This window comes from Acidovorax sp. (genome assembly GCF_047607405.1).
GTDB lineage: Bacteria > Pseudomonadota > Gammaproteobacteria > Burkholderiales > Burkholderiaceae_C > Acidovorax.
Genome location: NZ_JASGDA010000079.1, coordinates 1 through 24,363, shown reverse-complemented (window position 1 = coordinate 24,363; position 24,363 = coordinate 1). Strand labels below are relative to the sequence as shown.

The window sequence follows — 24,363 nt, the reverse complement described above, 5'->3', positions numbered from 1 at the left end:
CCTTGAAGGTCTCGATGAGCAGCGGCGCCGATCCGGCGATGAACAGGCGCATGTGGCTCGCGGCGGCTTTGGTGAGCGCGGGCTCGGCCAGCATGCGCACGTAGAGCGTGGGCACGCCCATGAAGACTGTTGCGCGCGGCATGGCGGCGATGACGGCCTTGGGGTCGAACTTGGCGAACCAGATCATCTTGCTGCCATTGATGAGCGCGCCGTGGATGGCCACGAACAGGCCGTGTACGTGGAAGATGGGCAGCGCGTGGATGAGCACGTCGCCCCGGCCATCAGGCCCTCCGGTAGCCGTCCAACCCCAGTAGTCCTTGAGCACCTGCGCGTTGGACAGCAGGTTGCCGTGCGTCAGCATCGCCCCCTTGCTGCGGCCCGTGGTGCCGCTGGTGTAGAGGATGGCGGCCAGGTCATCGGGCTTGCGCGCCACGGGCGTGTGCTCGTCGCCATGGTGCGCGGCGCGCTCCAGCAGGCTGCCGGTGCGGTCGTCGCCCAGCGTGAAGACGTGCTGCGTGCCCTGGGTGAAGGCTATTTTGGACACCCAGCCGAAGTTGCCGGGCGTGCAGACGACCACGGCGGGCTCGGCGTTGGCGATGAAGTATTCGATCTCGGCGCTCTGGTACGCGGTGTTGAGCGGCAGGAAGACGTAGCCCGCGCGCAGCGTGGCCAGGTACAACAGCATGGCCTCGACCGACTTCTCGACCTGCACGGCGACGCGGCTGCCCTCGGGCAGTTGCAGTGACGCGAGCAGGTTGGCGATGCGGGCGCTGGCCCGGTCCAGGTCGCTCCAGGTGTAGAGCAGCGGGGTGCCGTCCGCCGCCGTGGTTTCGACGGCGATGGCGGACAGGTCGGCGGGGAAGGCGGCGCGCAGGGCGCTGAAAAGATTGCTCATGGCGTAGGCGTGCTTCAGAACACGGGTTGGCGTTTTTCAAGAAAGGCGGTGATGCCCTCGCGGTGCTCTCTACTCAGGGCGTAGGCATAGGGGTCGGCGGGGCCGTTTACTATGTTTTCTATAGCTGCTTGCGCTTGTCCAGCAAGCTCTGGAGCTTGTTTTAATGCTCGAAACGTCTGCTTGTTCAGGCGCGCGGCCTGCGGCGCCAGGGCGGCGATGCGGCGGGCGCTGGCCAGGGCTTCTGCAGCGGCTTCGCCATCAGGCACGACGCGGCTGAGGAAGCCGCGCGCCAGCATGTCGGGCGCGCCGAAGGTGGCGGCCTCCAGCAGCATCTGGCGCGCGGTGACCTCGCCCACGGCGCCCGCCACCAGTTGCGCCTCGCGCGGCGCCATCGGAAAGCCCAGGCGGGCGATGGGCGCGCCGAAGCGGGCCGACGCGGCGGCAATGCGCACGTCGCAGCAACTGGCGATCTCCACGCCTGCGCCCATGCACGCACCCGCGATGTGGGCGACGATGGGCACGTCGCAGGCCAGCATGGCGGCAAGGCCGCCCCACACGTCGTTCTCGTGGAAGTCGCGCAGCGCGGCGGCGTCGAAGCGGAAGGCCGGGTACTCGGAGATGTCGCCCCCGGCGCAAAAGGCCCCGCCATCGCCCTCGATGAGCACGCAGCGCGCGTCCGCATTGCGCTGGATGCTCTCGAAAACAGAGCGCAGCGCGCGCCACATGCTGCGCGACATGGCGTTGAGCCGCCCGTCGTGGCGCAGCGTGACGCGCACGATGCCTGCCTCATCGGCAGCCACTCTCACTTCACCCGGCATAGATTCCATTCATCACGTTGCGAACCGCCTTCACACTGCAAAACTGGCGCGGCGCAAGGCCAGTGCCACCGTGGAACCGGCTTTGCCGGGCCACTGGTGGCGTCCCCCTTGGGGGAAGGCGCGCAGCGCCTCAGGGGGTTACTCAATTTTCGCGCCAGAGGCTTTGACCACGCCCGCCCAGCGCTTGACTTCGCTGCTGATCATCTTGCCGAAGTCCTGCGGGCTCAACGTGCCGAACTCGGCGCCGTTGCCCGCCCAGACGGCCTTGATCTCGTCGCTGGCGCCGAGCTTGCGGAACTCCTCGGCAATGCGTGCCGCCACGTCGGCAGGCGTGCCCTTGGGCGCCCACAGGCCGTACCAGGTGCTGACGTTGTAGTCAGGCAGGCCCATTTCGGCGGCGCAGGGCACGTCGGGGAAGGCCGGGTTGCGCTTGGCGCCCGCCACCATCAGCGCCCTGATGCGCCCGCCCTTGATGTGCGCGGCGGACGATCCCAGGCCGTCGAACATCATGTCCACCTGCCCGCCCACCAGGTCCTGCAGCGCGGGGCCCGCGCCGCGGTAGGGAATGTGGGTGATGAAGGTGCCGGTCTGCATCTTGAACAGCTCGCCCGCCAGGTGGTGCGAGCTGCCCGAACCGGCCGAGCCGTAGTTGAACTTGGCCGGATTGGCCTTGAGCAGGGCCAGGAACTCCTTGAAGTTCTTGGCCTGGATGTTGCGCGGGTTCACCACCACGACCTGGGGAACGCTGGCGAGCAGGGCCAGGGGCACGAAGTCCTTCTCGATGTCGTAGTCGAGCTTGGGATAGACCGAGGGCGCGATGACGTGGTGCGCGCCGCCCATGAACAGCGTGTAGCCGTCCGGCGCCGCCTTGGCCGCGAAGCTGGCGCCCACGGTGCCGCCCGCGCCGCCACGGTTGTCGATCACCAGCGTCTTGCCCGTGTCCTTGGAGAACTGCGCGGCCAGCGGGCGCGCAAAAGCGTCGGTGCCGCCGCCCGCCGGAAAGGGCACGACCAGGTTGACGGGCTTGGATGGCCAGGCCGAGGCCTGCGCCCAGGCGGCGCCGTGCGTGGCAAGACCCAGGCCCGCCGCAGCGGCGCCCAGCAGCAGGTCGCGCCGGGCGACGGTCGTGTGGTGGTGGTTGTCCTTCATGTGCTTGTCTCCTTGTCGTCGTCGTTGTGAAAAAAATCAGTCGCGTATCAGCCCGTCGATGTCGCCCGACACGGGCACCTTGCCCTGCGCGAGCAGGCTGCGGTGCTTGTCGATGCGCTTGGGGTCGTACAGGTAGTTCACCATCAGGCCATACGATTGTTTCAGCCCCTTGGGCGAAGGGTCGGCCGCCCAGTTGAGCCGCTCCACCCGCGCGCCGTTGCCCAGGTGAAAGCGCGCCACGGGGTCGGCGGGCTTGCCCTCGGGCAGTTCGCGCGCCAGATAGTATGCGGCGCATTCCATCAGCATCTGGCGCAGGGGTGACTTGGGCGCCAGCTCCAGCGGCTTGTCCAGCGCGGCCAGCAGGTGCGCCGCCTGCGGCGGCTCGGTGCCCACGGCGCGGCCCAGCTCGGCGCGGCGCTTGTCGTCCAGGCGCTCCAGCATGGCCCCGGCGTGCTTGCCCAGCCAGGCGCGCAGGCCGGGGATGGGCGACAGCGTGGCATAGGTGCGCAGGCGCGGGAACTCGGCGGCCAGCGTCTCCACCACGTGCTTGATGAGCGAGTCGCCAAAGCTCACGCCGCGCAGGCCCGTCTGCGTGTTGCTGATGGAATAGAAGATGGCCGTGGTGGCGCGCGTGATGTCCACCGGCGCGGCGGCCTCGTCCAGCAGCGGGGTGATGCTGGCGGACATCTTGTCCAGCAGCGCCACCTCGACAAAGATCAGCGGCTCGTCCGGCAGGCGCGGGTGGAAGAAGCCGTAGCAGCGGCGGTCGCTGTCCAGCCGGTTCTTCAGGTCGGCCCAGCTCTTGATGTCGTGTACGGCCTCGTACTTGATGAGTTTTTCAAGCAGCGAGGCGGGCGAGTCCCACGACAGGCGCCTGAGCTGCAAGAAGGCCACGTCGAACCAGGTAGAGAACAAATGCTCCAGCTCGGCATCGAGCGCCAGCAGGCGCTTGTCGGCCTTGAGCTGCGGCAGCAGCTCGGCGCGCAGGTCCACCAAAAAACGCATGCCCTGCGGGAACACGGCAAAGCGCTGCAGCAGCCGCGTGCGCGGCGACACCAGGGCGCGGCGCAGGCTGACCTCGGCCTGGGCCTCCTCGGCCGTGCCCGCGGCGGCCTCGTAGCGCTGGCGAGCAGACTTGAAGCGCGTGGCGTCGGGCGCGAACTGCTCGCACATCAAGAGCCACATGTCGCGGCGCTCCTCGGGCTCGGCCTGGGCGTACCAGTCGGCCACCACCTGGGCGCGGCGACCGCCCTCGATCTCGCTGACCTGCGGGGCCACGACTTCCTGCAAATCGGCCAGCACGCGGCGCAGCGCGCGGGGCGACAGCGCCTCGTTGCCGCGCCGCAGCGTGGCCTGCAACCGCTCGTGCGTGGAGCGCGGCACATCGCTCGCCTTGGGCGAAGACTTGTTGTCCGAAGGCGGCGCCGGGGCGCGCAGGCGCGAGACGCTGCGCACGATCCATTCAGGGGTGGCGTTCATGTTCATCCCAGCTTCGATTGGTGGTTCAGGGCCACTTCGCGCAGCGCCTCGCGCTGGCGCAGCACGTGGGTGCGCATGGCTTCCTCGGCGGCGTCGCTGTCGCGGGCCTTGAGCGCCGCGAACACAGCCAGGTGCTCGGCCAGGCTTTGCTGCATGCGGCCCGGCGCCTGCAGCGACTGAAGGCGCGACAGGCGCAATATCTTGCGCAGGTCGCCAATCACCTGCGCCAGCCAGCGGTTGCCCGCGAGGGTGATGAAGGCTTCGTGGATGGCGTAGTTGGCCTCGTAGTACGCGGTGACGTGCCCGCCCTCGGCACAGTCGCGCAGGCGCTGGTGCAGCGATTCCAGTGCGGCGATGTCGGCAGCGCCCGCCTTGTGCGTGGCCTCGTGCGCGGCGCGGCCTTCCAGCAGCGCGATCACGGGGAAGATCTCGTCCAGGTCGCGCTCCGTCACCTCGGCCACGAAGCAGCCCCGGCGCGGCTCGTGGCGCAGCAGGCCCTCGGCCACCAGCACCTTGAGCGCCTCGCGCAGCGGCGTGCGCGAGATGGCCAGGCGCTCGCACAGCGCCACCTCGTCCAGAAACCCGCCCGGCGGCAGCGCGCCCGAAAAAATCTGCTCGCGCAGCCGGGCGGCGGCTTCGTCGTGCAGGGAATTGGGCAGTGTACGCATGGCTGGAAGTGGGTTTTGCCGCCCGTTCGGAGCGGCAATTGGGGCCTATCGTCCTTTAACCGAACCGCAAACGAGCAGTTTCAGCGCCCATTTGCATAATTTTTGATAATTATGTGGATTGGCGCGGGAAAAGCCAGCGGAGATTGCAATGGGCGCCCAAAACCCCGGTCCTGCGGCGCAAATGAGACACCGGCGAGGGGTCAGGCACCTTCTGCCTGCGCGAGCGCGGCCTTCAAGAATGCTGGTGGCCCGGCGAGCATTTGCAACGCCGCAGGCCGGCCCAAAGCGAGGCAACCCTTCGGGCAAGGCACCATGAAAAGGCTTTGAACACGCTCTTAGTGAAACGGATTGCGCACTTTCAGCCGGCCTTCCACCAACAGGCCGTCGTGCATGTCTTCGCTGAAAAGCGTTTTTGCGCCTGCCTGCAGGGCAGCGGCGAGAATCATCGCGTCGTACACCTGCACCTTATAGCGTTCGGCCAGATGGCGGCCTTGTTGGTAGGTGGCCTCGGTCAACGGCATGACCTTGCAATTCGCACGTACCAGTGCCAGCAAGTCATCCACATCCTGCCAGCTCGCCTTGAACTTGCGCAGCATGACGTGGCTGATTTCGTTCAAAACCTGCACGCTGATGAAACCGCCCTTTTTCAGCAACGCATCGGCGCGGTCAGCCCTGCGCGTGTCCGACGACACCAGATACAACAAGGTGTTGCTGTCGAAGAAAATATCAGCGGGCATCAGCGCGCATTTGCTTCTTCACGGTCGAACTTGAAGTCCTGGGGCCTCAATCCGCGCATCTTGCGCACCCGTGCGGCCAATTCTTCTAGGCTGGGCTTGCGAGCGACGCCAAGAGCGCCATTGCCCTCCACATGCAGATCAATCTCGTCGCCCTCTTTCAGCTCCAGCGCAGCGACCACGGGCGCGGGCAGGCGCACGGCAAGGCTGTTACCCCATTTGGCGACTTTCATGGCAGACTCCGACAGGCAAAAGGATATACACAAAAGTCAATGTATATCCTGCCGCAGCACCGGTCAAGCGGCCACGTCGTCCGGCAGGTCAATGCCATTGACATCCAGTGGGTCGGACATGGGTTTGGGCAAAACAGGTCGCGGGCGCGGGTGCTCCTACAGCTCAGGCCCCCATCGGCTCCATCCCGCTCACCCCGCCAAAGCACCGCGCCCCCGGCGGCAGGCTGAACCAGGCCGCCTTGTCGCTCACGAAGTAGTGATCCTTCGGCTCCTCCATCGCCACGCCCTCGAACAGTCCTGCCGGAAAGCCGTAGCGTGTGGGCAGGCGCTCATCCACCGTGAAGACGTGCGCGCCGCACACCTTGCAAAAAAAGCGCTCCAGCCGCTCGGTGGGCTTGAACGCCGTCAGGTGCTCCGCTCCCGACAGCGCCATCGCGTCCCGCGGCGCGGTCAGCCAGGTGGTGAAGGCCGCGCCGCTCAAGCGCCTGCACTGCCCGCAGTGGCAGTGGGACAGCTTGCCCAGCGTGGCGGAAACGGTGACGGACACAGCGCCGCAGTAGCAGCGGCCTTGGGCGGATGGGGTGGTCATGGAGGGCCATCGTGAAGGCGAAAGCGCCACAGGTCAACGCACCTGCAACCCGCGCCAATCCTTGCTTATTCCTATAAGCATATATTGGCAAGGCAAAACAATAGTTTGAATCCATAAGAACCACGCCTACAGTCGCGGCCATGCACGAATTCGCGTTCATCTTCGCTGGCTTTGCCGTGGGCCTCATCGTGGGCCTGACGGGCGTGGGCGGCGGTTCGCTGATGACGCCGGTGCTGATCTTTTTCTTTGGCGTCAAGCCCCATTTGGCCATCGGCACCGATCTGCTGTTCGCCGCCTTCACCAAGCTGGGCGGCACCGTCAGCCTGGCGCGCCAGCGCCTGGTGCCCTGGCGCGTGGTGGGGCAGTTGTGCGCGGGCAGCATTCCGGCGGCGCTGCTGTCGCTGTGGGTTTTGAACACCCTCGGCCCGGCCAGCGACCAGGTGCAGCGCATCATGACGACCACGCTGGGCTTTGCCCTGCTGCTGACCGCCGCCGCCACGCTCTACAAGGTGATGGCCTTTTCGCGCCAGCGCCAGGCCGCCGACCAGGCCCGGCGCGCCGCCAGCCTTCACGACGCCACGCGCCCGCGCCACTGGAGCCTGCCCGTGCTGCTGGGCGCCGTCATCGGCACGCTGGTCACGTTCACGTCCGTGGGCGCGGGCGCCATCGGCGTCACCGTGCTGCTGCTGGTCTATCCGCTGCTGCCGCTGCCGCGCATCATCGGCGCCGACATCGCCTACGCCGTGCCGCTGACCCTGCTGGCCGGGCTGGGCCATGCCACGCTGGGCTCGGTGGACTGGCCGCTGCTGGCGCAGTTGCTGGCGGGCTCGCTGCCCGGCATCTGGCTGGGCTCGCGCCTGGTGACCCGCACGCCCGAGCGGCTGATCCGCTCCGCGCTGTCCGTGCTGCTGGCCTGGGCAGGCATGAAACTGATCCTGATTTAAAACGCCCCACCATGTACCAATACACCGATTTCGACAAAGAATTCGTCACGCTGCGCGCCCAGCAGTTCCGCGACCAGTTGGAGCGCTGGCAGCGCGGCGAGTTGACCGACGAGCAGCTTTTGCCCCTGCGCCTGCAAAACGGCTGGTACATCCAGCGCTACGCGCCCATGGCCCGCATCGCCGTGCCCTATGGCGAGATCAGCAGCACCCAGCTGCGCATGCTGGCGCACATCGCGCGCGAGTACGACAAGCCCGAGCCCGGGCTGCTGGCCCACGCCCAGGCCACGCAGGACGCGCTGCAGGCCGCCCAGCCGGGCCTGACGCTGGCCGCGGCGCCGCTCCAATACGGCTACGGCCACTTCACCACGCGCACCAACGTGCAGTTCAACTGGATCCCCATCACCCGGGCCGCCGACGTGATGGACCTGCTGGCCAGTGTGGGCATGCACGGCATCCAGACCAGCGGCAATGCCATGCGCAACATCAACTGCGAGGCGTATGAAGGCATCGCCGAGGACAGCATCGCCGACGCGCGGCCCTTCGCCGAGATCCTGCGCCAGTGGAGCACGCTGCACCCCGAGTTCGCCTTCCTGCCGCGCAAGTTCAAGATGTCGCTCAACGGCTCGGCGGAGGACCGCGCCGCCACCGGCTGGTACGACATCGGCCTGCAAATGGTCAAGAACGACGCGGGCGAGCTGGGCTTTACCGTCAAGGTGGGCGGCGGCATGGGGCGCACGCCCGTCATCGGCACCGTGGTGCGCGAGTTTTTGCCCTGGCACCAGATGCTCAACTACATCGAGGCCGTGATCCGCGTCTATAACGTCTATGGCCGACGCGACAACAAGTACAAGGCCCGCATCAAGATTCTGGTGAAGGCCGAGGGCCAGAAGTACATCGACGCGGTGGAGGCCGAGTACAAGGCCATCGTGGAGCAGGACGGCGCGCCGCACACCATCACCCAGGCCGAGCTGGACCGCGTGTCCGCGCACTTCGCGGTGCCTGAACTGCGCCCCGCCAACCTGCCCTCCAGCGTCAACACGCAGGGCCAGCTCTACCAGCGCTGGCTGCAACAGAACGTGCGCGGCCACAAGCTGCCGGGCATGCGCGCCGTCACGCTGTCGTTCAAGCGCGTGGGCTTCGCGCCCGGCGATGCCGATGCCGACACCATCGACGCGCTGGCCCAGTTGGCCGAGCAGTTCAGCGCGGGCGAGGCGCGCCTGACGCACGAGCAGAACGTGGTGCTGCCCTGGGTGTTCGAGTCCGACCTGCCCGCGCTGTACGAGGCCGCGCGCAAGCTCGGCCTGGCGCAGCCCAACATCGGCCTGCTGACCGACATGATCGCCTGCCCCGGCGGCGACTACTGCGCGCTGGCCAACGCGCGCAGCCTGCCCATCGCCGCCGCCATCACCGAGCGCTACCAGGACCTGGACGAGGTGTTCGACCTCGGCCCCATCGACCTGCACATGAGCGGCTGCATCAACAGCTGCGGCCACCACCACAGCGGCCACATCGGCATCCTGGGCGTGGACAAGGACGGCAAGGAGTGGTACCAGGTCACGCTGGGCGGCGCGGACGGCACGCAGGTCTCCGGCCCCGCCATCCCCGGCAAGGTGGTCGGCCCCTCGTTCTCCGCCGCCGAAGTGCCCGACGTGATCGAGGCCGTGCTGAACGTCTATCGCGCGCAGCGCAACAGCGGCGAGTTCTTCATCGACACGCTGCGCCGCGTGGGCCACGACCCCTTCAAGGCCGCCGCCAACGCCGCCCGCCACCCCAAGCAGGCCGAAGAAGCCGTCACGGAATGACCACTATGAAAATAATAGCTGCCAGTGCAATCCCAGCAAGCGCGGAGGCCGAAAAAGTCTTGAAGATCGCCAACGACGCCGAACTGCCCGAGATCGCCGCCAGCGGCGCCTTGCAGGGCGTGGAGCGCATCGAACTGGACTTCCCCAAGTTCACCGATGGCCGCGCCTTCAGCCAGGCCGTGCTGCTGCGCCGCCGCTACGGCTTTGCGGGCGACCTCCGCGCCACCGGCGACGTGCTGGTGGACCAGCTCGTGCAGATGGAGCGCAGCGGCTTCACCAGCGCCGTGCTGGCCGAGGGCCAGAGCCTGGAAACCGCCGAGCGCCAGTTCGCGCGCTTTCGCGCCTTCTACCAGGGCGACGCGCTCCAGCCGCGCCCGCTCTTTGCACGTGACGGCGCGCGGGAGGCGGCATGAACCTCGACCAGATCAACGCCGACCTGGGCCGCGACGCGCCCGGCCTGGTGAAGTGGGCGCTGGGCCTGAACCAGCCCAGCATCGTCACCACCAACTTCCGCCCGTACGAGGCCGTGATCCTGCACCTGGTCACGCGGGCAGCGCCCGACGTGCCCGTGGTCTGGATGGACAACGGCTACAACACCGAGGCCACCTACCGCTACGCCGACGAGGTGACCAAGCTCTTGAAGCTGAACCTGCGCATCTACCTGCCCCTGCGCTCGCGCGCCCACCGCGAGGCCGTCGAAGGCCCCACGCCCGCGCTCGACGACCCGCGCCACGCCGCGTTCACCGAGGAGGTCAAGCTGGAGCCCTTCGCCCGCGCCCTGCGCGAGACCGCGCCCAAGGTCTGGTTCACCGCCCTGCGCGCCACCGACAGCGCCGTGCGCGCGCAGATGGAGCCCGTGAGCATCAACCCCGACGGCCTCGTCAAGGTCGCGCCGCTGCTGCACTGGTCGTCCAAGGACTTGTACGAATACTGCGAAAAGCACGGCCTGCCCAACAACTTCGACTACGTGGACCCGACCAAGGGCGAGGAGCAGCGCGAATGCGGTCTGCACTTAGCCCACTAGAAAAATGATAGCTGCCAGCGATTGTCCCATAAGCGCTACAGCCCGATTTGAATGAAAAACCCAATGAATGCCCGCGTTGACACCTCCGTGCTCTCCCACCTGAGCAACCAGCACCTCGACGCGCTGGAGGAGGAGACCATCTTCATCCTGCGCGAGGTGGCAGCCGCCTTCGAGCGCCCCGCGCTGCTGTTCTCCGGCGGCAAGGATTCGCTGGTCATGCTGCGCTGCGCCGAGAAGGCCTTCGGCGCGGGCCGCATCCCCTACCCGCTGTTGATGATCGACACCGGCCACAACTTCCCCGAGGTGACGGACTTCCGCGACTTCCGCGCCAAGGAGCTGGGCGCCGAGCTGATCGTGCGCAGCGTCGAGGACAGCATGGCGCGCGGCACCGTGCGCCTGGCCCACCCGGGCGAGTCGCGCAACGTCCACCAGTCGGTCACGCTGCTCGAAGCCATCGAGGAATTCCGCTTCGACGCCCTCATCGGCGGCGCGCGCCGCGACGAGGAAAAGGCCCGCGCCAAGGAGCGCATCTTTTCCCACCGCGACAGCTTCGGCCAATGGCAGCCCAAGGCGCAGCGGCCCGAACTGTGGACGCTGTTCAACACGCGCCTGGCGCCCGGCGAGCACTTTCGCGTGTTCCCGATCAGCAACTGGACGGAGCTGGACGTGTGGCAGTACATCGACCGCGAGGCCATCGCCCTGCCCAGCCTGTACTACGCGCACCCGCGCGAAGTGGTGGAGCGCAAGGGCCTGCTGGTGCCCGTGACGCCGCTCACGCCCCCGAAGGACGGCGAAACGGTGGAGACCCGCACCGTGCGCTTTCGCACCGTGGGCGACATCACCTGCACCTGCCCGGTGGAAAGCATTGCTGCCACCGCCGCCGACATCGTGCTCGAAACCCTGTCGGCCGAGGTGAGCGAGCGCGGCGCCACGCGCATGGACGACAAGACCAGCGAAGCCTCGATGGAAAAGCGCAAGAAGGACGGGTATTTCTGACCAAGCCCCTGCGGCCTGCTTCACTCCCTCTCCCTCTGGGAGAGGGGGGGGGTGAGGGCCAGCGGTGCCGAAAAGACAGCCCTCCCCCCTGCCCTCTCCCAAAGGGAGAGGGAGAAAGACAGAAGATGACGACCACTATTAATTCAATAGCTGCCAGCGCACACCAGACGGGCGCGACAGCCCATTCCGACCATGATGCCGCGCTGCGCTTCATCACCTGCGGCAGTGTCGATGACGGCAAGAGCACGCTGATCGGCCGCCTGCTGGTGGACAGCAAGGCGGTGCTGCAAGACCACCTGGCGGGCATCACCAAGTCCGGCGAGACGGATCTGGCGCTGCTCACCGACGGCCTCTCCGCCGAGCGCGAGCAGGGCATCACCATCGACGTGGCCTACCGCTACTTCGCCACCGAGGCGCGCAAGTTCATCATCGGCGACGCGCCCGGCCACGAGCAGTACACGCGCAACATGGTCACCGCCGCCTCGCAGGCCGACGCGGCCGTGGTGCTGGTGGACGCCACCAAGCTCGACTGGAAGAACCCCCAGCTCGACCTGCTGCCGCAGACGCGCCGCCACAGCCTGCTGGTACACCTGCTGCGCGTGCATTCGCTGGTGTTCGCGGTGAACAAGCTCGACGCGGTGCAAGACCCGGCCCTCGCCTTCACCCACATCCGCCAGCAGCTCGCCGCCTTCGCGCAGGCTGCGGGCATCACCGTCGAGGCGACCATCCCCGTCTCTGCCCTCAAGGGCTGGAACGTGGTGGAAAGCAGCCCGAGCGGCTGGGCGGGCTACACCGGCCCCAGCCTGCTGCAGGTGCTGGAAAAGCTGCCCAACACGCCTGCAGACGTGGCGTTGCCGCTGGCCTTCCCCGTGCAGTGGGTCGAGAAGTTCTCGTCCTCTGCCGACACCTCCCAGGGCCGCCGCGTCTTCTGGGGCCGCGTGGCCGCAGGCACGGCCCGCGTGGGCGATGCGGTGCAGATCCAGCCCAGCGGCCAGCAGGCCGTGATCGCCCAGGTCATCAACCACGCCCGCGTGCCCGGCAGCGTGAGCGCCAACCTGTCGGCCGGCATCACGCTCGACCGCGAGGTGGACGTGTCCCGCGGCGACTGGATCGTGGCCGCGCCGCAGGTAGTCACCGCCGCCGAGGACGACTTCGACACCCCCGCGCCGCAGTCCCCCTGGCCCGGCGTGCGCGAGCTGTCCACCACCGTCGCCTGGATGGACGACGAGCCGCTGGTGGCGGGCCGCGTGTACTGGGCGCTGCACGGCCACCGCTGGGCCAAGGCCAAGGTGCGCCGCGTGGTACACCGCCTGAACATCCACACCCTGGCCGAGGAAGACGCCGCGCAACTGGAGCCCAACGCCATCGGCCACGTGGAGCTGCTGCTGCAGGAGCCCATCCCCGCCGCGCCTTTCGAGCGCGCCCGCGTGCTGGGTTCGCTGATCCTGGTGGACACTGCCAGCCACAAGACCGCAGGCGCGGTGCTGGTTCGGTAACGCCCCCGGGGCCGCGCGGCCTAAAATACCGGGTTCGCCCCAATACAACACCACAAGCATTGCTGTCATGACTCACGTCGTTTCCGAAAACTGCATCAAGTGCAAATACACCGATTGCGTGGATGTTTGCCCCGTGGACTGCTTCCGCGAAGGCCCCAACTTCCTCGTCATCGACCCCGACGAGTGCATTGACTGCGCCGTGTGCATCCCGGAGTGCCCCGCCAACGCGATCTTTGCCGAGGAAGACCTGCCCGCAGACCAGATCGCATTCATCAAGATCAACGCCGAGCTGTCGTCCCAGTTCAAGAGCATCACCAAGCGCAAGGCCGCCCTGCCCGACGCCGACGAGTGGAACGGCAAGCCCAACAAGGTCGGTTTGATAGAAAAATAATGGCTACCACGCCCGAGCCGACTGACGCGGTCGTCATCGGCGCAGGCCCCGTGGGCCTGTTCCAGGTGTTCCAGCTCGGGCTGCAGGGCATACGCGCCCACCTCATCGATGCCCTGCCCCACCTGGGCGGCCAGTGCGTGGAGCTGTACGGCGACAAGCCCATCTACGACATTCCCGGCGTGCCCGTCTGCACCGGCAGCGAGTTGATCGCGCTGCTTGCGCGGCAGATCACGCCCTTCGCCGCGCCGCAGCACCTGGGCGAGCTGGTGCAAACCTTCGCGCCCCAGGCCGATGGCCGCTACCTCGTCGGCACCGCCACCACGCAACTGCTGGCACGCACCGTGTTCATCGCCGCAGGCGTGGGCGCCTTCGTGCCGCGCACGGTCAAGGCCGAGGGCATCGAGGCGTTCACCGGCACGCAAATCCACTACCACCCGCCCGCATCCCTGCCCGTGGCGGGGCTGCGCGTGGTGGTGCATGGCGGCGACGAGCCTGCCGTGGCCCGCGCCGTGGCCCTGGCCGAGGCGGGCGATGCGGCCCACGTCACGCTGCTGCACCGCCGCGACGCCTTCCAGGCCCCGCCCGCGCTGCTGGAGCGCCTGGCCGCCCTGCGCGCAGCAGGCCGCGTCGCAGTCATGGCCGCGCAGATCACCGGCGCGCAGGCGCAAGGCGACACGCTGCAGACCCTGACCCTGCTCGACGCCGAAGGGCAGGCGCAAACCCTGCCGCTCGACCAGCTGCAAGCCTTCCTCGGCCTCTCGCCGCGCCTGGGCCCCATTGCCGACTGGGGCCTGGCACTGGAGAAAAAACAGCTCGTGGTGGACACCGCCCACTTCGCCACCCGCCTGCCCGGCGTCTATGCCGTGGGCGACGTGAACACCTACCCGGGCAAGCGCAAGCTCATCGTCTGCGGCTTCCACGAGGCCACGCTGGCGGCCTTCGCCGCCGCCGAATACCTGGCTGGCGGCAAGGTGCCGCTGCAATACACCACCAGCAGCGCGCAATTGCAGGCCCGCCTGGGCGTGGCGCATTCGTCGTAAACAACATCCACAGCCGCTGTAGAATCCCGCGTCCGCTAGGGGTGCCTCTTTCTTCACGGAAAGAGGCTGAGAGAGTCCCTTTGAACCTGATTGAGATCATCCTCGCGCAGGGAAGCAACGCCAGCCATCCGCCAGCCCGGCCACTGTGCCGCCGGGCCTCGCCAACGCGGCGCGCGCCCTGCTCTGCTGTCACCAACGCACGGAGCCGCCATGTCAACACCTTCCTCCTCCACCACCAACGACGCGCTCACGCCGCTGTCGCCCGACCGCCGCGTCTTCGGCTGGCACGACCACGCCTCGCTGTGGTTCAGTCTGGGCGTGGGCCTCTTGGTCATGCAGGTGGGCGCGTACCTGATGCCCGCGCTGGGCACGCAAGAAGCGCTCATCGCCATCGTCCTCGGCTCCGTCCTCGGCGCGGGGCTGCTGGGCTGGGTCGCCAAGCTGGGGGCTGACAGCGGCCTGGCCAGCGCGGGGCTGATGCACGCCGTGTATGGCCGGGGCTTCGCCAGCCTGCCCGTCGTCCTGAACATCGTCCAGCTCCTGGGTTGGGGCGCCTTCGAGCTGGTGGTGATGCGCGACGCCACCGTCGCCATCGCCCAGCAGTCGGGCGGCATCGCCAGCGGCGCGCATTGGTCCGTGCTGGCCACGCTGCTGTGGGGCGGCGTGGTGATGCTGCTCATCAGCGGCTCCATGGTGCAGCTCGTGCGCCGCATCATTGCCCGCGTGGCACTGCCGCTGGTGGTGCTGTCGCTGCTGTGGCTGTCGTGGCAGTTCCTGTCGATGGCGCAGGCGCAGGGCTTCGCGGCGCTGTGGGCGCGCCAGGGCGAAGGCGGCATGGGCGTGATGCCCGCGCTGGACCTGGTCATCGCCATGCCCATCTCGTGGCTGCCGCTGGTGGCCGACTATGCGCGCCACGGCAAGAGCGGCGCAGGCGCCTTGCGCGGCACCTGGCTGGGCTATGCCATCGCCAACATGTGGTGCTACGCGCTGGGCGTGCTGGTGGCGCTGGTGCTGCCCAGCCAGGACCTGGTGCAGGCCCTGCTGCTGGCCCAGGGCGGGCTGATCGCGCTGTCGCTCATCCTCATCGACGAAGTGGACAACGCCTATGGCGACGCGTATTCGGGCTCCGTCTCGGCGCACAGCCTGCTGCCGCGCTGGAGCGTGCGCCGCTGGGGCCTGGCCATGGCCGCCGCCTGCACGGCTCTGGCGCTGGTGCTGCCCATGCACAGCCTGGAGCCGTTCCTGCTGCTGCTCAGTTCGGTGTTCGTGCCGCTGTTCGGCGTGATCCTGGGGCGGCTGGCCTTCGGCGCGCCCACGCAGGCGCTGCTGCGCGGCGCGGGCAGCGTACACGCGGCGCCGGTGGCGATCTGGATCGGCGGCATCGCCTGCTACCACTTGCTGCCGCGCGTGCTGCCGGATGCGGGCTCGTCGCTGCCGACGCTGGCGGCGTGCTTCGCGCTGGCCTTCCTGACGCGGCCGCGCGGCGCTGCCAAATGAATCGCTGAACGGTGACTTCGGGACACGGGCGCCCGCCCGCCGTCCCGAACGCACCTGTGCGCGACGTGGCAACTGCGAAAGAATGGGCGGCCTTCACACCACCACCCCAACACAGGAGACAACCCATGGCGACACGGGCAAAAAGCAAGGACGACAAGAACACGGGCCGCGTGCTCATCACCGGCGCATCGGCGGGCATCGGCGCCGAGCTGGCGCGCGAATTCGCCCGCCACGGCCACCGCCTGACGCTGGTGGCGCGCCGCCGCGAGGCGCTGGCCGCGCTGGCGGCGGAGCTGAAGAAAGACCACCAGGCCGACGTGCAGATCGTCGCCCAGGACCTGGCCAAGCCCGGCGGCCCGGCAGCGGTGCTCAAGGCCGCGCAGGCGGGCGGCGAGCCCGTCGCCATCCTGGTCAACAACGCGGGCGTGATCGACGTGGGGCCGTTTGCCGACGCCGACACGGCCAAGATCACCGGCCTGATCGACCTGAACGTGCGCGCATCGACCGAACTCATCAGCCGCCTGCTGCCCGGCATGGTGGAGCGCGGCGCGGGGCGCATCCTCAACGTGTCCTCGCTCTCGGCCTTCCAGCCCGTGCCGACGATGGCGGCGTACGCGGCCAGCAAGGCCTACGTGCTGTCGCTGACCGAGGCGCTGTCGGAGGAGTTGCGCGGCACCGGCGTCAAGGTCACCGCGCTGTGCCCCGGCTTTACCGAGACGCCGATGATCGGCGAGATCCAGGCGGGCTCCGCCGCCGTGCGCGGCATGCCCAAGCAACTGCTGTCCACCCCGCGCGACGTGGCCGCCCTGGGCTACCGCGCGCTGATGGCCGGGCAGGTGGTGGCCGTGCCGGGCCTGCCCAACCAGATCACGGCGGCCTGGGCGCAGGTCACGCCCCGGTGGGTGACGCGCTACGTGGCAGGGTTCGCGGCGCGGCGCGGGGGCTGATTCATCAGTTTTGATAGCTGCTAGCGCTTTCTGGATAAGCGCCAGAGGCCAATTTCTCTGTATTTTTTCAAGACGTGGGCTTCACACCCAGTTCTCCAGCCTCAGCCCCGCCACGCGTTCGAACTCGCGCAGGTTGTTGCTCACCAGCGTGGCATCCAGCGCCCGTGCGTGGGCGGCGATCCACAGGTCATTGTTGCCAATGGGCGTGCCCTGCCGTGCCAAGGCGTGGCGTATGTCCGCGTGGTGCCCGGCGACCTCGGGGGCCATGGGCAGGATAGGGATGTAGTGCGTCAGCTCTTGCAGGATGCCCAGCGCCTGCGCAGCTTGCTGGTTTTTGCGGGCACCGAACTCCAGTTCGCCATGCGTCACCAGCGACATAGCGGCATCGCCCAGCGCCAGCGATTCAAAGCGCTGCATCACCGTGGGCGGCTTGCGTTTGACGATGTAGATGCAGATGTTGGTGTCGAGCAGGAACATCTCACCAGCCTTCCCGCTCCTGCGGCGCATCGTCCTGCCGACCCTGCGCCATGAAGTCATCGGGCAGGCTGGCGAGCAGCGCGAAAGCCCGGCCCAGGTTGCGCGGGCGGGGTTTCAGGATCAGCTCGTCGCCGCGCTTGAAGATCTCCACCACGTCGGTGTCGAAACGGTATTCCCGGGGAATCCTGACCGCCTGGCTGTTGCCGGATTGAAAGATTCTGGCTTCCATTGCGGCTCCTTTCATGATGTATTTACATCAAAGTAAATACATTCCATGGCCCTGCGAAAACTCCTGTTTTCATAGCTGCTTGCGCTTATCCAGCAAGCGCTGTAGGCCAAAAATACTGCAAACTGGCGAAGCCCTGCACGAAGCCCAACACCCAGCGAAAAACGGCTTGTGAAGGTGAATGGAGCTGGATATTACATGGGCCCGAATATGCCAAATGAAAATGAACTAACGGCCCAGGTAAGCCGCCCGCCGTAGGCAGGTCGGTTTGAGCGCGGAGTTAGGATTGAATGATAAAAGGGGTTAGGCATTAAAAATAGGTGCAATCCATGAAATAATTAAAATTAGGCACTAGATTGAATGCCGGAGCGCATAGGCAATTGCCGCAGAAGCGCCTGCTGTAAGAAAACCCCATGGCCCAGCAAGAAATATAAGAATGATTACGCCGACAGCTAGTGAAACAATAATCGACTCCTTGTTTTTTCGCGCCTTATCTATAGCCGCGATAACACCATAGATGACAAAAGCAAAAATTGCGAGGTGTGCAAAAAGTGCCACGATTAACCTGCCATTGAACGCCACAAGCCTTTGATAAATATCCAAGCGCCGACAATTATTAGACCGTAGGTAATAAAATAACTTCCGCCTCCACTTGAGGCGGCTAAAGAATATGTGCCTGCGGTGATGGCAACACCCAACCCAGCAAGGCCAGCCCCCAGCAGCATTGCATTCCTACCGCCCTTCCGGAATTCATCTTTCTTTATTTCCTCTCCTTTCAAGGTGATGATTTGAGCAAGGTCTGTCGGGCATCCTTCTTTTTTCAGCTCGGATATCACCTCGGATTTTGATTTTCCTTCGGCGATTTGGTTTGCCGCGCGGATAACCAACCTCGCGATTACCTGCTGGGCTTGTACATCATCTTGCATAACGGCTCCTAACTAGAATTAGATCGCTACATGCTACCGATCTGATGCTGTCTAAGCTCGAGCGCTCGTGGACAGCAAAACTCCTTCTGGTTGAAAAAACGCGGTTACCCCACACTCCTCCCGGGATGAAAGGAGTAGAGAAGCCGTGGCTGGAATGAGCGCCAACAAGATTCATATGTGAAGCAAACACCGTAGATGTAAATGTATCAGAACTGCAAGCTGGCGCGGTGTCTGCCAAGCCCCAACCCCCATCCCAGTTGCCCGACCCAGGCAACCTGCGAGACGTGCTCGCTTACTGGGTACGGCTCAAGCGGGTAGACAAAGGCTGGTCACAAGAGCGGCTGGCGCTTGAATGCGAGTTGGACAGGACGTACGTGTCCTCTGTCGAGCGCTCGCGCTGGAATGTGTCGCTGTCCAACATCGAGCGCTTCGCGCAGGCGCTGGACGTAGAGGCGTGGACTCTACTCAAACCACCCTCGTCAAGCGATTGCTAACGCACCGCGCAAGTGATGGTTTGGATCATCTATTTTGATAGCTGCCAGCGCTTACCCAGAAACGTTAGCGCCTGACTTGACCCTTAAAACACCCGCTGCACCACCGGCGCGTAGCCATGGTTCAGCGGCCCGTGCCCGCGCCCCGTGCGCACGTCGGCCCCTGCCGCAATGGCGCCCAGGATGTAGGCCCGCGCCGCCTGTACCGCCTGCACCAGCGGCAGGCCCAGCGCCAGTTGCGCCGCGATGGCCGACGACAGCGTGCAGCCCGTGCCGTGCCCGTTGTGCGTGGCGATGCGCGGCGAGGCCAGGCGATGGCATATGCCGCCGGGCAGGGCCAGCACGTCCACCACCTCGTCGCCCTGCAGATGCCCGCCCTTGAGCAGCGCGGCTTTGGCGCCCAAGCCGCACAGGGCCTGGGCGGCTTCGGCGAGCGCGTCGGCACCCTGGATGGGGCGACCGAGCAGCAGGGCCGCTTCGTCCAGGTTGGGCGTGATGACCTCGGCCAACGGGAACAGTTCGCGCACCAATACCGCCACGGTCTCGGGCACGATCAGGCGGTCGCCGCTGGTGGCGACCATCACGGGGTCGAGCACCACGTGGGGCAGGCCGTGGCGGCGGATGGCGTCGGCTACCACGCGCACCACGTCGGGCGAGTGCAGCATGCCGATCTTCACGGCATCCACGCCGATGTCCTCGACCACGGCGTCGATCTGTGTCGCCAGAAACCCGGGCGGCACGCCGTGGATGCCGCGCACGCCCAGCGTGTTCTGCGCGGTGAGCGCGGTGATGGCCGTCATGCCGTAGCAGCCCAGCGCGGCGAAGGTCTTCAGGTCGGCCTGGATGCCCGCGCCGCCGCCGCTGTCGGACCCGGCAATGGAGAGCACGCGGGCGTAGCGCCGGGTGGGTGTGGGGGTTTCTTGCGTCATGGCAAAAATTATCGGCGGTAAGTGGATGGGCCGCGTGCTGTAATTTCGCCCGGCTTTTCTCACGGTCTTCTCATGCGCACACTGTCTGCCAATTCTTCGATCACCATCCTGGGCGCGGGCCTGCTGGGCCGCCTGCTGGCCGTCAGCCTGGCGCGCCAGGGCCACCGCGTACAGGTTTTCGAGGCGGGCGGGCCCGAGGGCGAAGGCTCTGCCGCGCGCGTGGCCGCTGCCATGCTCGCGCCGCTGGCCGAATCGGCGGTGACGGAGCCCAGCGTGGTGCGCATGGGCCAGCACGCGCTGGGCCGCTGGCCCGCGCTGCTGGCGCCGCTGCCCGCGCCGGTGTTCTTTCAGCGCAATGGCACGCTGATCGTGTGGCACCGCCAGGATGCGCCCGAGGCGGCCCGCCTGCGCGGCCTGCTGGAGCACACGCAAAGCCGTTTGCCCACGCTGCCGCATCTGCAGCCGCTCGATGCCCAGGGCATCGCGCAGGCCGAGCCCGCATTGGCGCAGCGCTTCAGCCAGGGCCTGCTGCTGCCCGGCGAGGGGCAACTGGACAACCGGCAACTCTTTGCCGCGTTGGCCCAAGCCATGGATCAACTGGGCGTACACGTCCATTGGCACAGCCCGCGCGATCTGGATGATTTCCAACCCGGCGCAGCAGGCCAGCCCGACTGGCTGCTGGACTGCCGGGGCCTGGGCGCGCGCCCCCAATGGAACCAACTGCGCGGCGTGCGCGGCGAGGTGCTGCGCATCCACGCGCCCGAGGTCACGCTATCGCGCCCCACGCGCCTGGTGCATCCGCGCTATTCGATCTACGTCGCCCCCAAGCAGGACCACCTGTTCGTCGTCGGCGCGACGGAGATCGAATCCGACGACCGCTCGCCCATGAGCGTGCGCTCGGCGCTGGAGCTGCTGTCGGCCATCTACACCGTCCACAGCGGCTTTGCCGAGGGCCGCATCCTGGAGATGAACACCCACTGCCGCCCCACCCTGCCCGACAACCTGCCCGCCATCCGCCAGCCCCGCCCCGGCGTGCTGCAGATCAACGGCCTGTACCGCCACGGCTTCATGATCGCCCCCGCGCTGCACGACGTGGCGCTGGAGCTGCTGGAGCAGGGACAATCGCCCCTTGCCAACCAGTTCGACCTGTCTTTGCCATGAACGTCACCATCAACCAGCAAGCCGCCGAGCTGCCCGACGCCGCCACCGTGCAGGACGCGCTCGCCGCCATCACCGCCCGCCCGCCCTTCGCCGTGGCCGTGAACACCCGCTTCGTGCCCAACACGCAGTACGCCGCGCACGCGCTGCACGAAGGCGACCGCGTCGAGGTGATCTCGCCGGTGACGGGCGGTTGAAATTTCAAGCCAAATCGGCCTCCAGCGCTTGCTGGACAAGCGCGAGCAGCTATCAAAACCATAGAACGCCATGAACAACCCGCTGACCCTCTACGGCCACACCTTCGCCAGCCGCCTGCTGCTGGGCACCGCCCGCTACCCCTCGCCCACCGTGCTCGAAGCGGCCGTGCAGCGCGCCCGGCCCGCGATGGTCACGGCGTCGCTGCGCCGCCAGGGCATCAACGCCACCCACGCGGGCGACAGCTTCTGGGACTTGCTCAAGCGCCTGGGCGTGCCCGTGCTGCCCAACACCGCCGGCTGCCACAGCGTGCAAGAGGCCGTGACCACGGCGCAGATGGCGCGCGAGGTGTTCGGCACGCCGTGGATCAAGCTCGAAGTCATCGGCGACGACTACACCTTGCAGCCCGACACGCTCAACCTGGTCGAGGCCGCATCGCTGCTCATCCAGGACGGCTTTCAGGTGCTGCCCTACACCACGGACGACCTGGTGCTGTGCCAGCGCCTCGTCGATGTGGGCTGCCAGGCCGTCATGCCCTGGGCCGCGCCCATCGGCACGGGGCGCGGCCCCATGAACCCCTATGCGCTGCAAACGCTGCGCGAGCGGCTGTCGGTGCCGCTGCTGGTGGACGCCGGGCTGGGCCTGCCCTCGCACGCCTGCCAGGTGATGGAATGGGGCTTCGACGGCGTGCTGCTGAACACGGCCGTCGCCCTGTCGCAAGACCCCGTGGCGATGGCGGGCGCGTTTGCCGACGCCGTGGGCGCGGGCCGCGCCGCCTACCAGGCCGGGGCCATGGCGCAGCATGACGCCGCCCAGCCCAGCACGCCCGTGCTGGGCACACCTTTCTGGCACCACGATGCAAAGCAATAGCCCCGAGGCGCAAGCCATATTGGCGCACCACGCCGCCACCTTCGCAGGCTTCGCGCCCGAGCCCATGCCCGCGCCGGAAAGCGATAAGCCCGCCTACCTGGCCGCGCTGCAGGCGTGCAGCGCCCTGGGCTTCATCGCACACGACGCGCAGTGCCTGGCCCGCGCCTGGCAGGCGCAAACGGCGCGCACCGGCACGTTCCAGCCAGAGGCGTGGCCATGCGAGCCGCAGGACTTCGGCCTGCAGGCCCTGCCGCGTGTACACGCCTTCGCGCCCTGCCCGCAGCGCCTGGGCCTGTACGCCGTGCTGCCCGACGCCGCCTGGGTGGGCCGCATGGCCCGCGCCGGGGTGCCCACGGTGCAACTGCGCTTCAAGTCCGACGACGCAGCGGCGGTGGAGCGCGAAGTGCGCGCCGCCGTGCAGGCCGTGCAGGGCACGGGCGCGCTGCTGTTCATCAACGACCACTGGCGGACGGCGATTGGCGCTGGCGCCTACGGCGTACACCTGGGCCAGGAAGACCTGGACGCACTCAGCGCCGCCGATTTGCAGGCCCTGCGAACTTCCGGCGTGCGCCTGGGCGTCAGCACCCACGGCTATGCCGAGATGGTGCGCGCCGACGCGGTAGGCCCGAGCTACATAGCGATGGGCGCAGTCTTCCCGACCACGCTCAAGAAGATGGCGACCGCCCCGCAGGGCCTGGGCCGCCTGGGCGCGTATGCGCGCCTGCTGCGCCACTACCCGCAGGTGGCGATTGGCGGCATTGGCGCGGAGCAGTTCGCGCAGGTGCTGGCGACGGGCGTGGGCTCGATCGCCGTGGTGCGGGCCATCGTCGCCGCACCCGATCCTGAAGAAGCGGCGGCGCAGTTGATGCGCCGCATGGGCGGAGGCTGAATCAGGACTTCTTCCAGTCCGGCTTCTTCTGCTCCATCTGCTCCAGCTCCAGCCGCAGTTCCATCAGGTCGTTGTCGCTGCCGAATCCCACGGGACGGCCCGTCGATGACGGCGGTGTGGCTGGCGCCGGGGGCAGGTCGCTCAGGGTGATGTGGGGTGGGTCGGAGAGGTCCAAATCCAAATCCAAATCCAAATCCAGGTCCAAGTCCAGATCCAGGTCGAACGGCGCTGCGCGCGTGCTGCCGCTGTCGTCGCCGCTGGGCAGGCTCGGCGCTGCCTGGGGCGTGGTGCGCTTGCGCGGCGGCGGCGCGCCCCGGGCGCTGGCGGGCGTGGTCTGCGCAATCGCCAGCAGCAGCAGCAGCTCGTCGTAGGCTGCCATGTCGAACCGCTCCCTGGGCTGGGCGCCAGGGCGGCGGAACAGCATCCCCTCCAGCAGCTCCAGCACCGACGGTGAAGACCATTGGGCCTCGATCTCGGCCAGCGCCTCGGTGTAGTGGTCGAGCATGTGGCCCGCGCGGGGGAAGTCCGCGAACTCGGGCACCTGCGCATTGAAGGACTGCATGAACTGCTGGCGCAGCTGTGTGAAATCATCCCCGCGCCCGAGCGTGTGGTAGAGCCGCAGCAGTTCCAGGTAAGCCACCGGCGACACGTCGCCGCGCTCCGCGATGTGCCACTTGAGCGCCTCGACGGCCTGCTGGTGCTGGCCCACCGAGATGAAGAATTCGGCCTGCTGCTGGATATCGAAAAGCTCTTCGGGGCTGGCGATGTGGACATCCGGCTTGGGCGCTGGCGCCGCCTGGGCGGGCGCTTTGGCCGCGGCATCGGCCACCAGCGCGGTGTCCGCGAACCTGGGTGTCTGCGGGCCCGCGTCAGGGGGCAGGGTCGGAGCGTCGTCCTCGGGCGCGTGCAGCGAGCCCGATGGCATCCAGGTGTCGTTCGGGTGGGGCGCCAGGCCCAGTTCTACGGCCTGCTGGGCCGCCGCCCCGTCCATCATGGCCACGGAATCGCGCCAGGCGCGCACGGCCTTGTCCGAGACATCGCGCAATTTGAACCAGGCCCAGGCCACGAGCAGCAGCGCCAGCAGCAGCAGGCCGCCGAGCGCGTACACCACCGTGGCGGGAAAGCGTTCGTCCAGCGCCCGCTCCAGCTCCTGCCGCACCCGCGCGGCCTCGGCACGGTCGCGGCCGGATTGCGCCCGCAGCGCCGCCATGCCGGCCTCCAGCGCCTGGAGACGGTCGGCGTCCTGCTGGCTGGGCATGTCCTCTGGCTGGGCATTGAGCGCCTTCCACAGCGCCGCAGCCTGCGCGCGCTGGGCCGTGGGTTCGCTGGACGGAACCTGCGCCAGCTCGGGCGATGTCCGCAGGGCTGCGGGGTGGTCCGTCAGCAAATCGATGGGCTCGACCACCAGACGCTCCCGCCGCGCGGGCTGCGCTGGCGCGGCAGGCGCCACCTTGCCCGCCGCGCGGGTCGCAGCGCGGGCAGACGACGCGGGCGCACGGG

At 67.5% G+C, this 24,363-nt stretch carries 27 protein-coding genes, 2 pseudogenes and 1 riboswitch; of the genes and pseudogenes, 15 read left to right on the top strand and 14 right to left on the bottom strand.

Annotation, left to right across the window (positions count from 1 at the left end):
- From QM569_RS09360 to QM569_RS09325, 8 genes are all read right to left on the bottom strand, one after another.
- A partial coding sequence (locus QM569_RS09360; RefSeq protein ID WP_414986963.1) for an AMP-binding protein occupies positions 1-895 on the bottom strand: 895 nt, incomplete at its 3' end.
- Between the two features lie 14 nt (positions 896-909).
- Positions 910-1,713, bottom strand: coding sequence for an enoyl-CoA hydratase/isomerase family protein (locus QM569_RS09355; RefSeq protein WP_414986962.1), 804 nt, complete (start codon positions 1,711-1,713; stop codon positions 910-912).
- 138 nt (positions 1,714-1,851) lie between these two features.
- Complete coding sequence (locus tag QM569_RS09350) at positions 1,852-2,862, bottom strand: Bug family tripartite tricarboxylate transporter substrate binding protein (protein ID WP_414986961.1); 1,011 nt, start codon at positions 2,860-2,862, stop codon at positions 1,852-1,854.
- Between the two features lie 36 nt (positions 2,863-2,898).
- Positions 2,899-4,341: a malonyl-CoA decarboxylase gene (locus QM569_RS09345; RefSeq protein ID WP_414986960.1), complete on the bottom strand. Its 1,443-nt coding sequence runs from the start codon at positions 4,339-4,341 to the stop codon at positions 2,899-2,901.
- Positions 4,342-4,343: 2 nt separating this feature from the next.
- The gene (locus QM569_RS09340; protein WP_414986959.1) at positions 4,344-5,009 is read right to left on the bottom strand and encodes a GntR family transcriptional regulator; all 666 of its coding nucleotides are present in this window, start codon (positions 5,007-5,009) and stop codon (positions 4,344-4,346) included.
- Positions 5,010-5,344: 335 nt separating this feature from the next.
- On the bottom strand, positions 5,345-5,746 hold the full coding sequence (locus QM569_RS09335) for a PIN domain-containing protein (RefSeq protein ID WP_414986958.1): 402 nt from the start codon (positions 5,744-5,746) through the stop codon (positions 5,345-5,347).
- On the bottom strand, positions 5,746-5,976 hold the full coding sequence (locus QM569_RS09330; protein ID WP_414986957.1) for an AbrB/MazE/SpoVT family DNA-binding domain-containing protein: 231 nt from the start codon (positions 5,974-5,976) through the stop codon (positions 5,746-5,748). The genes QM569_RS09335 and QM569_RS09330 overlap by 1 nt, the downstream gene beginning before the upstream one ends.
- Before the next feature lie 163 nt (positions 5,977-6,139).
- Complete coding sequence (locus QM569_RS09325) at positions 6,140-6,565, bottom strand: GFA family protein (RefSeq protein WP_414986956.1); 426 nt, start codon at positions 6,563-6,565, stop codon at positions 6,140-6,142.
- A 140-nt stretch (positions 6,566-6,705) separates the two neighbouring features.
- Here QM569_RS09325 and QM569_RS09320 point away from each other — a divergent pair, with 140 nt between their 5' ends.
- The 10 genes from QM569_RS09320 (at position 6,706) to QM569_RS09275 (ending at position 16,702) form a co-directional block, all read left to right on the top strand.
- Positions 6,706-7,509: a sulfite exporter TauE/SafE family protein gene (locus tag QM569_RS09320; protein ID WP_414986955.1), complete on the top strand. Its 804-nt coding sequence runs from the start codon at positions 6,706-6,708 to the stop codon at positions 7,507-7,509.
- Between the two features lie 11 nt (positions 7,510-7,520).
- On the top strand, positions 7,521-9,311 hold the full coding sequence (locus QM569_RS09315; protein WP_414986954.1) for a nitrite/sulfite reductase: 1,791 nt from the start codon (positions 7,521-7,523) through the stop codon (positions 9,309-9,311).
- A gap of 5 nt (positions 9,312-9,316) precedes the next feature.
- A complete protein-coding gene (locus tag QM569_RS09310; RefSeq protein ID WP_414986964.1) occupies positions 9,317-9,724 on the top strand; it encodes a DUF934 domain-containing protein in 408 nt (135 codons plus the stop codon).
- On the top strand, positions 9,721-10,335 hold the full coding sequence (locus tag QM569_RS09305) for a phosphoadenosine phosphosulfate reductase family protein (RefSeq protein ID WP_414986953.1): 615 nt from the start codon (positions 9,721-9,723) through the stop codon (positions 10,333-10,335). Before QM569_RS09310 ends, QM569_RS09305 begins: the two co-directional genes overlap by 4 nt.
- Before the next feature lie 63 nt (positions 10,336-10,398).
- On the top strand, positions 10,399-11,331 hold the full coding sequence (gene cysD / locus QM569_RS09300) for a sulfate adenylyltransferase subunit CysD (RefSeq protein WP_414986952.1): 933 nt from the start codon (positions 10,399-10,401) through the stop codon (positions 11,329-11,331).
- Between the two features lie 125 nt (positions 11,332-11,456).
- Positions 11,457-12,827, top strand: a complete 1,371-nt coding sequence (locus QM569_RS09295; RefSeq protein WP_414986951.1) for a sulfate adenylyltransferase subunit 1 — start codon at positions 11,457-11,459, stop codon at positions 12,825-12,827.
- Between the two features lie 67 nt (positions 12,828-12,894).
- Positions 12,895-13,218 (top strand): ferredoxin FdxA, encoded by a 324-nt coding sequence (gene fdxA / locus QM569_RS09290; RefSeq protein ID WP_414986950.1) that lies wholly within the window; start codon positions 12,895-12,897, stop codon positions 13,216-13,218.
- The gene (locus tag QM569_RS09285; protein WP_414986949.1) at positions 13,218-14,258 is read left to right on the top strand and encodes an NAD(P)/FAD-dependent oxidoreductase; all 1,041 of its coding nucleotides are present in this window, start codon (positions 13,218-13,220) and stop codon (positions 14,256-14,258) included. Before fdxA ends, QM569_RS09285 begins: the two co-directional genes overlap by 1 nt.
- A gap of 27 nt (positions 14,259-14,285) precedes the next feature.
- A riboswitch (TPP riboswitch) is annotated at positions 14,286-14,388 on the top strand.
- 80 nt (positions 14,389-14,468) lie between these two features.
- The gene (locus QM569_RS09280; RefSeq protein ID WP_414986948.1) at positions 14,469-15,755 is read left to right on the top strand and encodes a purine-cytosine permease family protein; all 1,287 of its coding nucleotides are present in this window, start codon (positions 14,469-14,471) and stop codon (positions 15,753-15,755) included.
- A gap of 125 nt (positions 15,756-15,880) precedes the next feature.
- Positions 15,881-16,702 (top strand): SDR family NAD(P)-dependent oxidoreductase, encoded by an 822-nt coding sequence (locus QM569_RS09275; protein ID WP_414986947.1) that lies wholly within the window; start codon positions 15,881-15,883, stop codon positions 16,700-16,702.
- Between the two features lie 81 nt (positions 16,703-16,783).
- Here QM569_RS09275 and QM569_RS09270 read toward each other — a convergent pair whose 3' ends face one another.
- From QM569_RS09270 to QM569_RS09255, 4 genes and pseudogenes are all read right to left on the bottom strand, one after another.
- Positions 16,784-17,179: a type II toxin-antitoxin system VapC family toxin gene (locus tag QM569_RS09270; RefSeq protein ID WP_414986946.1), complete on the bottom strand. Its 396-nt coding sequence runs from the start codon at positions 17,177-17,179 to the stop codon at positions 16,784-16,786.
- A 1-nt stretch (position 17,180) separates the two neighbouring features.
- A complete protein-coding gene (locus QM569_RS09265; RefSeq protein WP_414986945.1) occupies positions 17,181-17,408 on the bottom strand; it encodes an antitoxin in 228 nt (75 codons plus the stop codon).
- A gap of 225 nt (positions 17,409-17,633) precedes the next feature.
- Positions 17,634-17,699 (bottom strand): annotated as a pseudogene (locus tag QM569_RS09260) (DUF1010 domain-containing protein); the annotation flags it as partial.
- A 266-nt stretch (positions 17,700-17,965) separates the two neighbouring features.
- Positions 17,966-18,331 (bottom strand): hypothetical protein, encoded by a 366-nt coding sequence (locus tag QM569_RS09255; RefSeq protein ID WP_414986944.1) that lies wholly within the window; start codon positions 18,329-18,331, stop codon positions 17,966-17,968.
- Between the two features lie 227 nt (positions 18,332-18,558).
- Here QM569_RS09255 and QM569_RS09250 point away from each other — a divergent pair, with 227 nt between their 5' ends.
- Complete coding sequence (locus QM569_RS09250; RefSeq protein ID WP_414986943.1) at positions 18,559-18,825, top strand: helix-turn-helix domain-containing protein; 267 nt, start codon at positions 18,559-18,561, stop codon at positions 18,823-18,825.
- An 83-nt stretch (positions 18,826-18,908) separates the two neighbouring features.
- Here the strand turns inward: QM569_RS09250 and thiD are convergent, their stop codons facing one another.
- Complete coding sequence (gene thiD / locus QM569_RS09245) at positions 18,909-19,751, bottom strand: bifunctional hydroxymethylpyrimidine kinase/phosphomethylpyrimidine kinase (RefSeq protein ID WP_414986942.1); 843 nt, start codon at positions 19,749-19,751, stop codon at positions 18,909-18,911.
- A 72-nt stretch (positions 19,752-19,823) separates the two neighbouring features.
- On the opposite strand from thiD, the gene QM569_RS09240 reads away from it, so the two are divergent.
- The 4 genes from QM569_RS09240 to thiE all read left to right on the top strand — a co-directional run bounded on the left by QM569_RS09240 (position 19,824) and on the right by thiE (position 22,863).
- Positions 19,824-20,912 carry an FAD-dependent oxidoreductase gene (locus tag QM569_RS09240; protein WP_414986941.1) on the top strand — a complete coding sequence of 363 codons (1,089 nt, stop codon included), beginning with the start codon at positions 19,824-19,826 and terminating at the stop codon, positions 20,910-20,912.
- Positions 20,909-21,106, top strand: a complete 198-nt coding sequence (gene thiS, locus QM569_RS09235; protein WP_414986940.1) for a sulfur carrier protein ThiS — start codon at positions 20,909-20,911, stop codon at positions 21,104-21,106. Before QM569_RS09240 ends, thiS begins: the two co-directional genes overlap by 4 nt.
- 70 nt (positions 21,107-21,176) lie before the next feature.
- Entirely contained in the window at positions 21,177-21,974 is a 798-nt protein-coding gene (locus tag QM569_RS09230) for a thiazole synthase (protein WP_414986939.1), read from the top strand.
- Positions 21,961-22,863 carry a thiamine phosphate synthase gene (gene thiE / locus QM569_RS09225; protein WP_414986938.1) on the top strand — a complete coding sequence of 301 codons (903 nt, stop codon included), beginning with the start codon at positions 21,961-21,963 and terminating at the stop codon, positions 22,861-22,863. The genes QM569_RS09230 and thiE overlap by 14 nt, the downstream gene beginning before the upstream one ends.
- A gap of 1 nt (position 22,864) precedes the next feature.
- On the opposite strand, the pseudogene QM569_RS09220 reads toward thiE, so the two are convergent.
- Positions 22,865-24,363 (bottom strand): annotated as a pseudogene (locus QM569_RS09220) (hypothetical protein); the annotation flags it as partial.

Excerpts from the sequence above, each read along its gene's own strand:
- QM569_RS09350 (WP_414986961.1), bottom strand. The coding sequence starts at position 2,862 with ATGAAGGACAACCACCACCACACGACCGTCGCCCGGCGCGACCTGCTG.
- QM569_RS09275 (WP_414986947.1), top strand. The coding sequence starts at position 15,881 with ATGGCGACACGGGCAAAAAGCAAGGACGACAAGAACACGGGCCGCGTG.
- QM569_RS09285 (WP_414986949.1), top strand. The coding sequence starts at position 13,218 with ATGGCTACCACGCCCGAGCCGACTGACGCGGTCGTCATCGGCGCAGGC.
- thiD (WP_414986942.1), bottom strand. The coding sequence starts at position 19,751 with ATGACGCAAGAAACCCCCACACCCACCCGGCGCTACGCCCGCGTGCTC.
- QM569_RS09265 (WP_414986945.1), bottom strand. The coding sequence starts at position 17,408 with ATGGAAGCCAGAATCTTTCAATCCGGCAACAGCCAGGCGGTCAGGATT.
- cysD (WP_414986952.1), top strand. The coding sequence starts at position 10,399 with ATGAATGCCCGCGTTGACACCTCCGTGCTCTCCCACCTGAGCAACCAG.
- thiS (WP_414986940.1), top strand. The coding sequence starts at position 20,909 with ATGAACGTCACCATCAACCAGCAAGCCGCCGAGCTGCCCGACGCCGCC.
- QM569_RS09270 (WP_414986946.1), bottom strand. The coding sequence starts at position 17,179 with ATGTTCCTGCTCGACACCAACATCTGCATCTACATCGTCAAACGCAAG.
- QM569_RS09355 (WP_414986962.1), bottom strand. The coding sequence starts at position 1,713 with ATGCCGGGTGAAGTGAGAGTGGCTGCCGATGAGGCAGGCATCGTGCGC.
- QM569_RS09240 (WP_414986941.1), top strand. The coding sequence starts at position 19,824 with ATGCGCACACTGTCTGCCAATTCTTCGATCACCATCCTGGGCGCGGGC.
- thiE (WP_414986938.1), top strand. The coding sequence starts at position 21,961 with ATGCAAAGCAATAGCCCCGAGGCGCAAGCCATATTGGCGCACCACGCC.
- QM569_RS09340 (WP_414986959.1), bottom strand. The coding sequence starts at position 5,009 with ATGCGTACACTGCCCAATTCCCTGCACGACGAAGCCGCCGCCCGGCTG.
- QM569_RS09325 (WP_414986956.1), bottom strand. The coding sequence starts at position 6,565 with ATGACCACCCCATCCGCCCAAGGCCGCTGCTACTGCGGCGCTGTGTCC.
- QM569_RS09345 (WP_414986960.1), bottom strand. The coding sequence starts at position 4,341 with ATGAACGCCACCCCTGAATGGATCGTGCGCAGCGTCTCGCGCCTGCGC.
- QM569_RS09335 (WP_414986958.1), bottom strand. The coding sequence starts at position 5,746 with ATGCCCGCTGATATTTTCTTCGACAGCAACACCTTGTTGTATCTGGTG.
- QM569_RS09280 (WP_414986948.1), top strand. The coding sequence starts at position 14,469 with ATGTCAACACCTTCCTCCTCCACCACCAACGACGCGCTCACGCCGCTG.
- fdxA (WP_414986950.1), top strand. The coding sequence starts at position 12,895 with ATGACTCACGTCGTTTCCGAAAACTGCATCAAGTGCAAATACACCGAT.
- QM569_RS09295 (WP_414986951.1), top strand. The coding sequence starts at position 11,457 with ATGACGACCACTATTAATTCAATAGCTGCCAGCGCACACCAGACGGGC.
- QM569_RS09310 (WP_414986964.1), top strand. The coding sequence starts at position 9,317 with ATGAAAATAATAGCTGCCAGTGCAATCCCAGCAAGCGCGGAGGCCGAA.
- QM569_RS09330 (WP_414986957.1), bottom strand. The coding sequence starts at position 5,976 with ATGAAAGTCGCCAAATGGGGTAACAGCCTTGCCGTGCGCCTGCCCGCG.
- QM569_RS09255 (WP_414986944.1), bottom strand. The coding sequence starts at position 18,331 with ATGCAAGATGATGTACAAGCCCAGCAGGTAATCGCGAGGTTGGTTATC.
- QM569_RS09230 (WP_414986939.1), top strand. The coding sequence starts at position 21,177 with ATGAACAACCCGCTGACCCTCTACGGCCACACCTTCGCCAGCCGCCTG.
- QM569_RS09320 (WP_414986955.1), top strand. The coding sequence starts at position 6,706 with ATGCACGAATTCGCGTTCATCTTCGCTGGCTTTGCCGTGGGCCTCATC.
- QM569_RS09305 (WP_414986953.1), top strand. The coding sequence starts at position 9,721 with ATGAACCTCGACCAGATCAACGCCGACCTGGGCCGCGACGCGCCCGGC.
- QM569_RS09315 (WP_414986954.1), top strand. The coding sequence starts at position 7,521 with ATGTACCAATACACCGATTTCGACAAAGAATTCGTCACGCTGCGCGCC.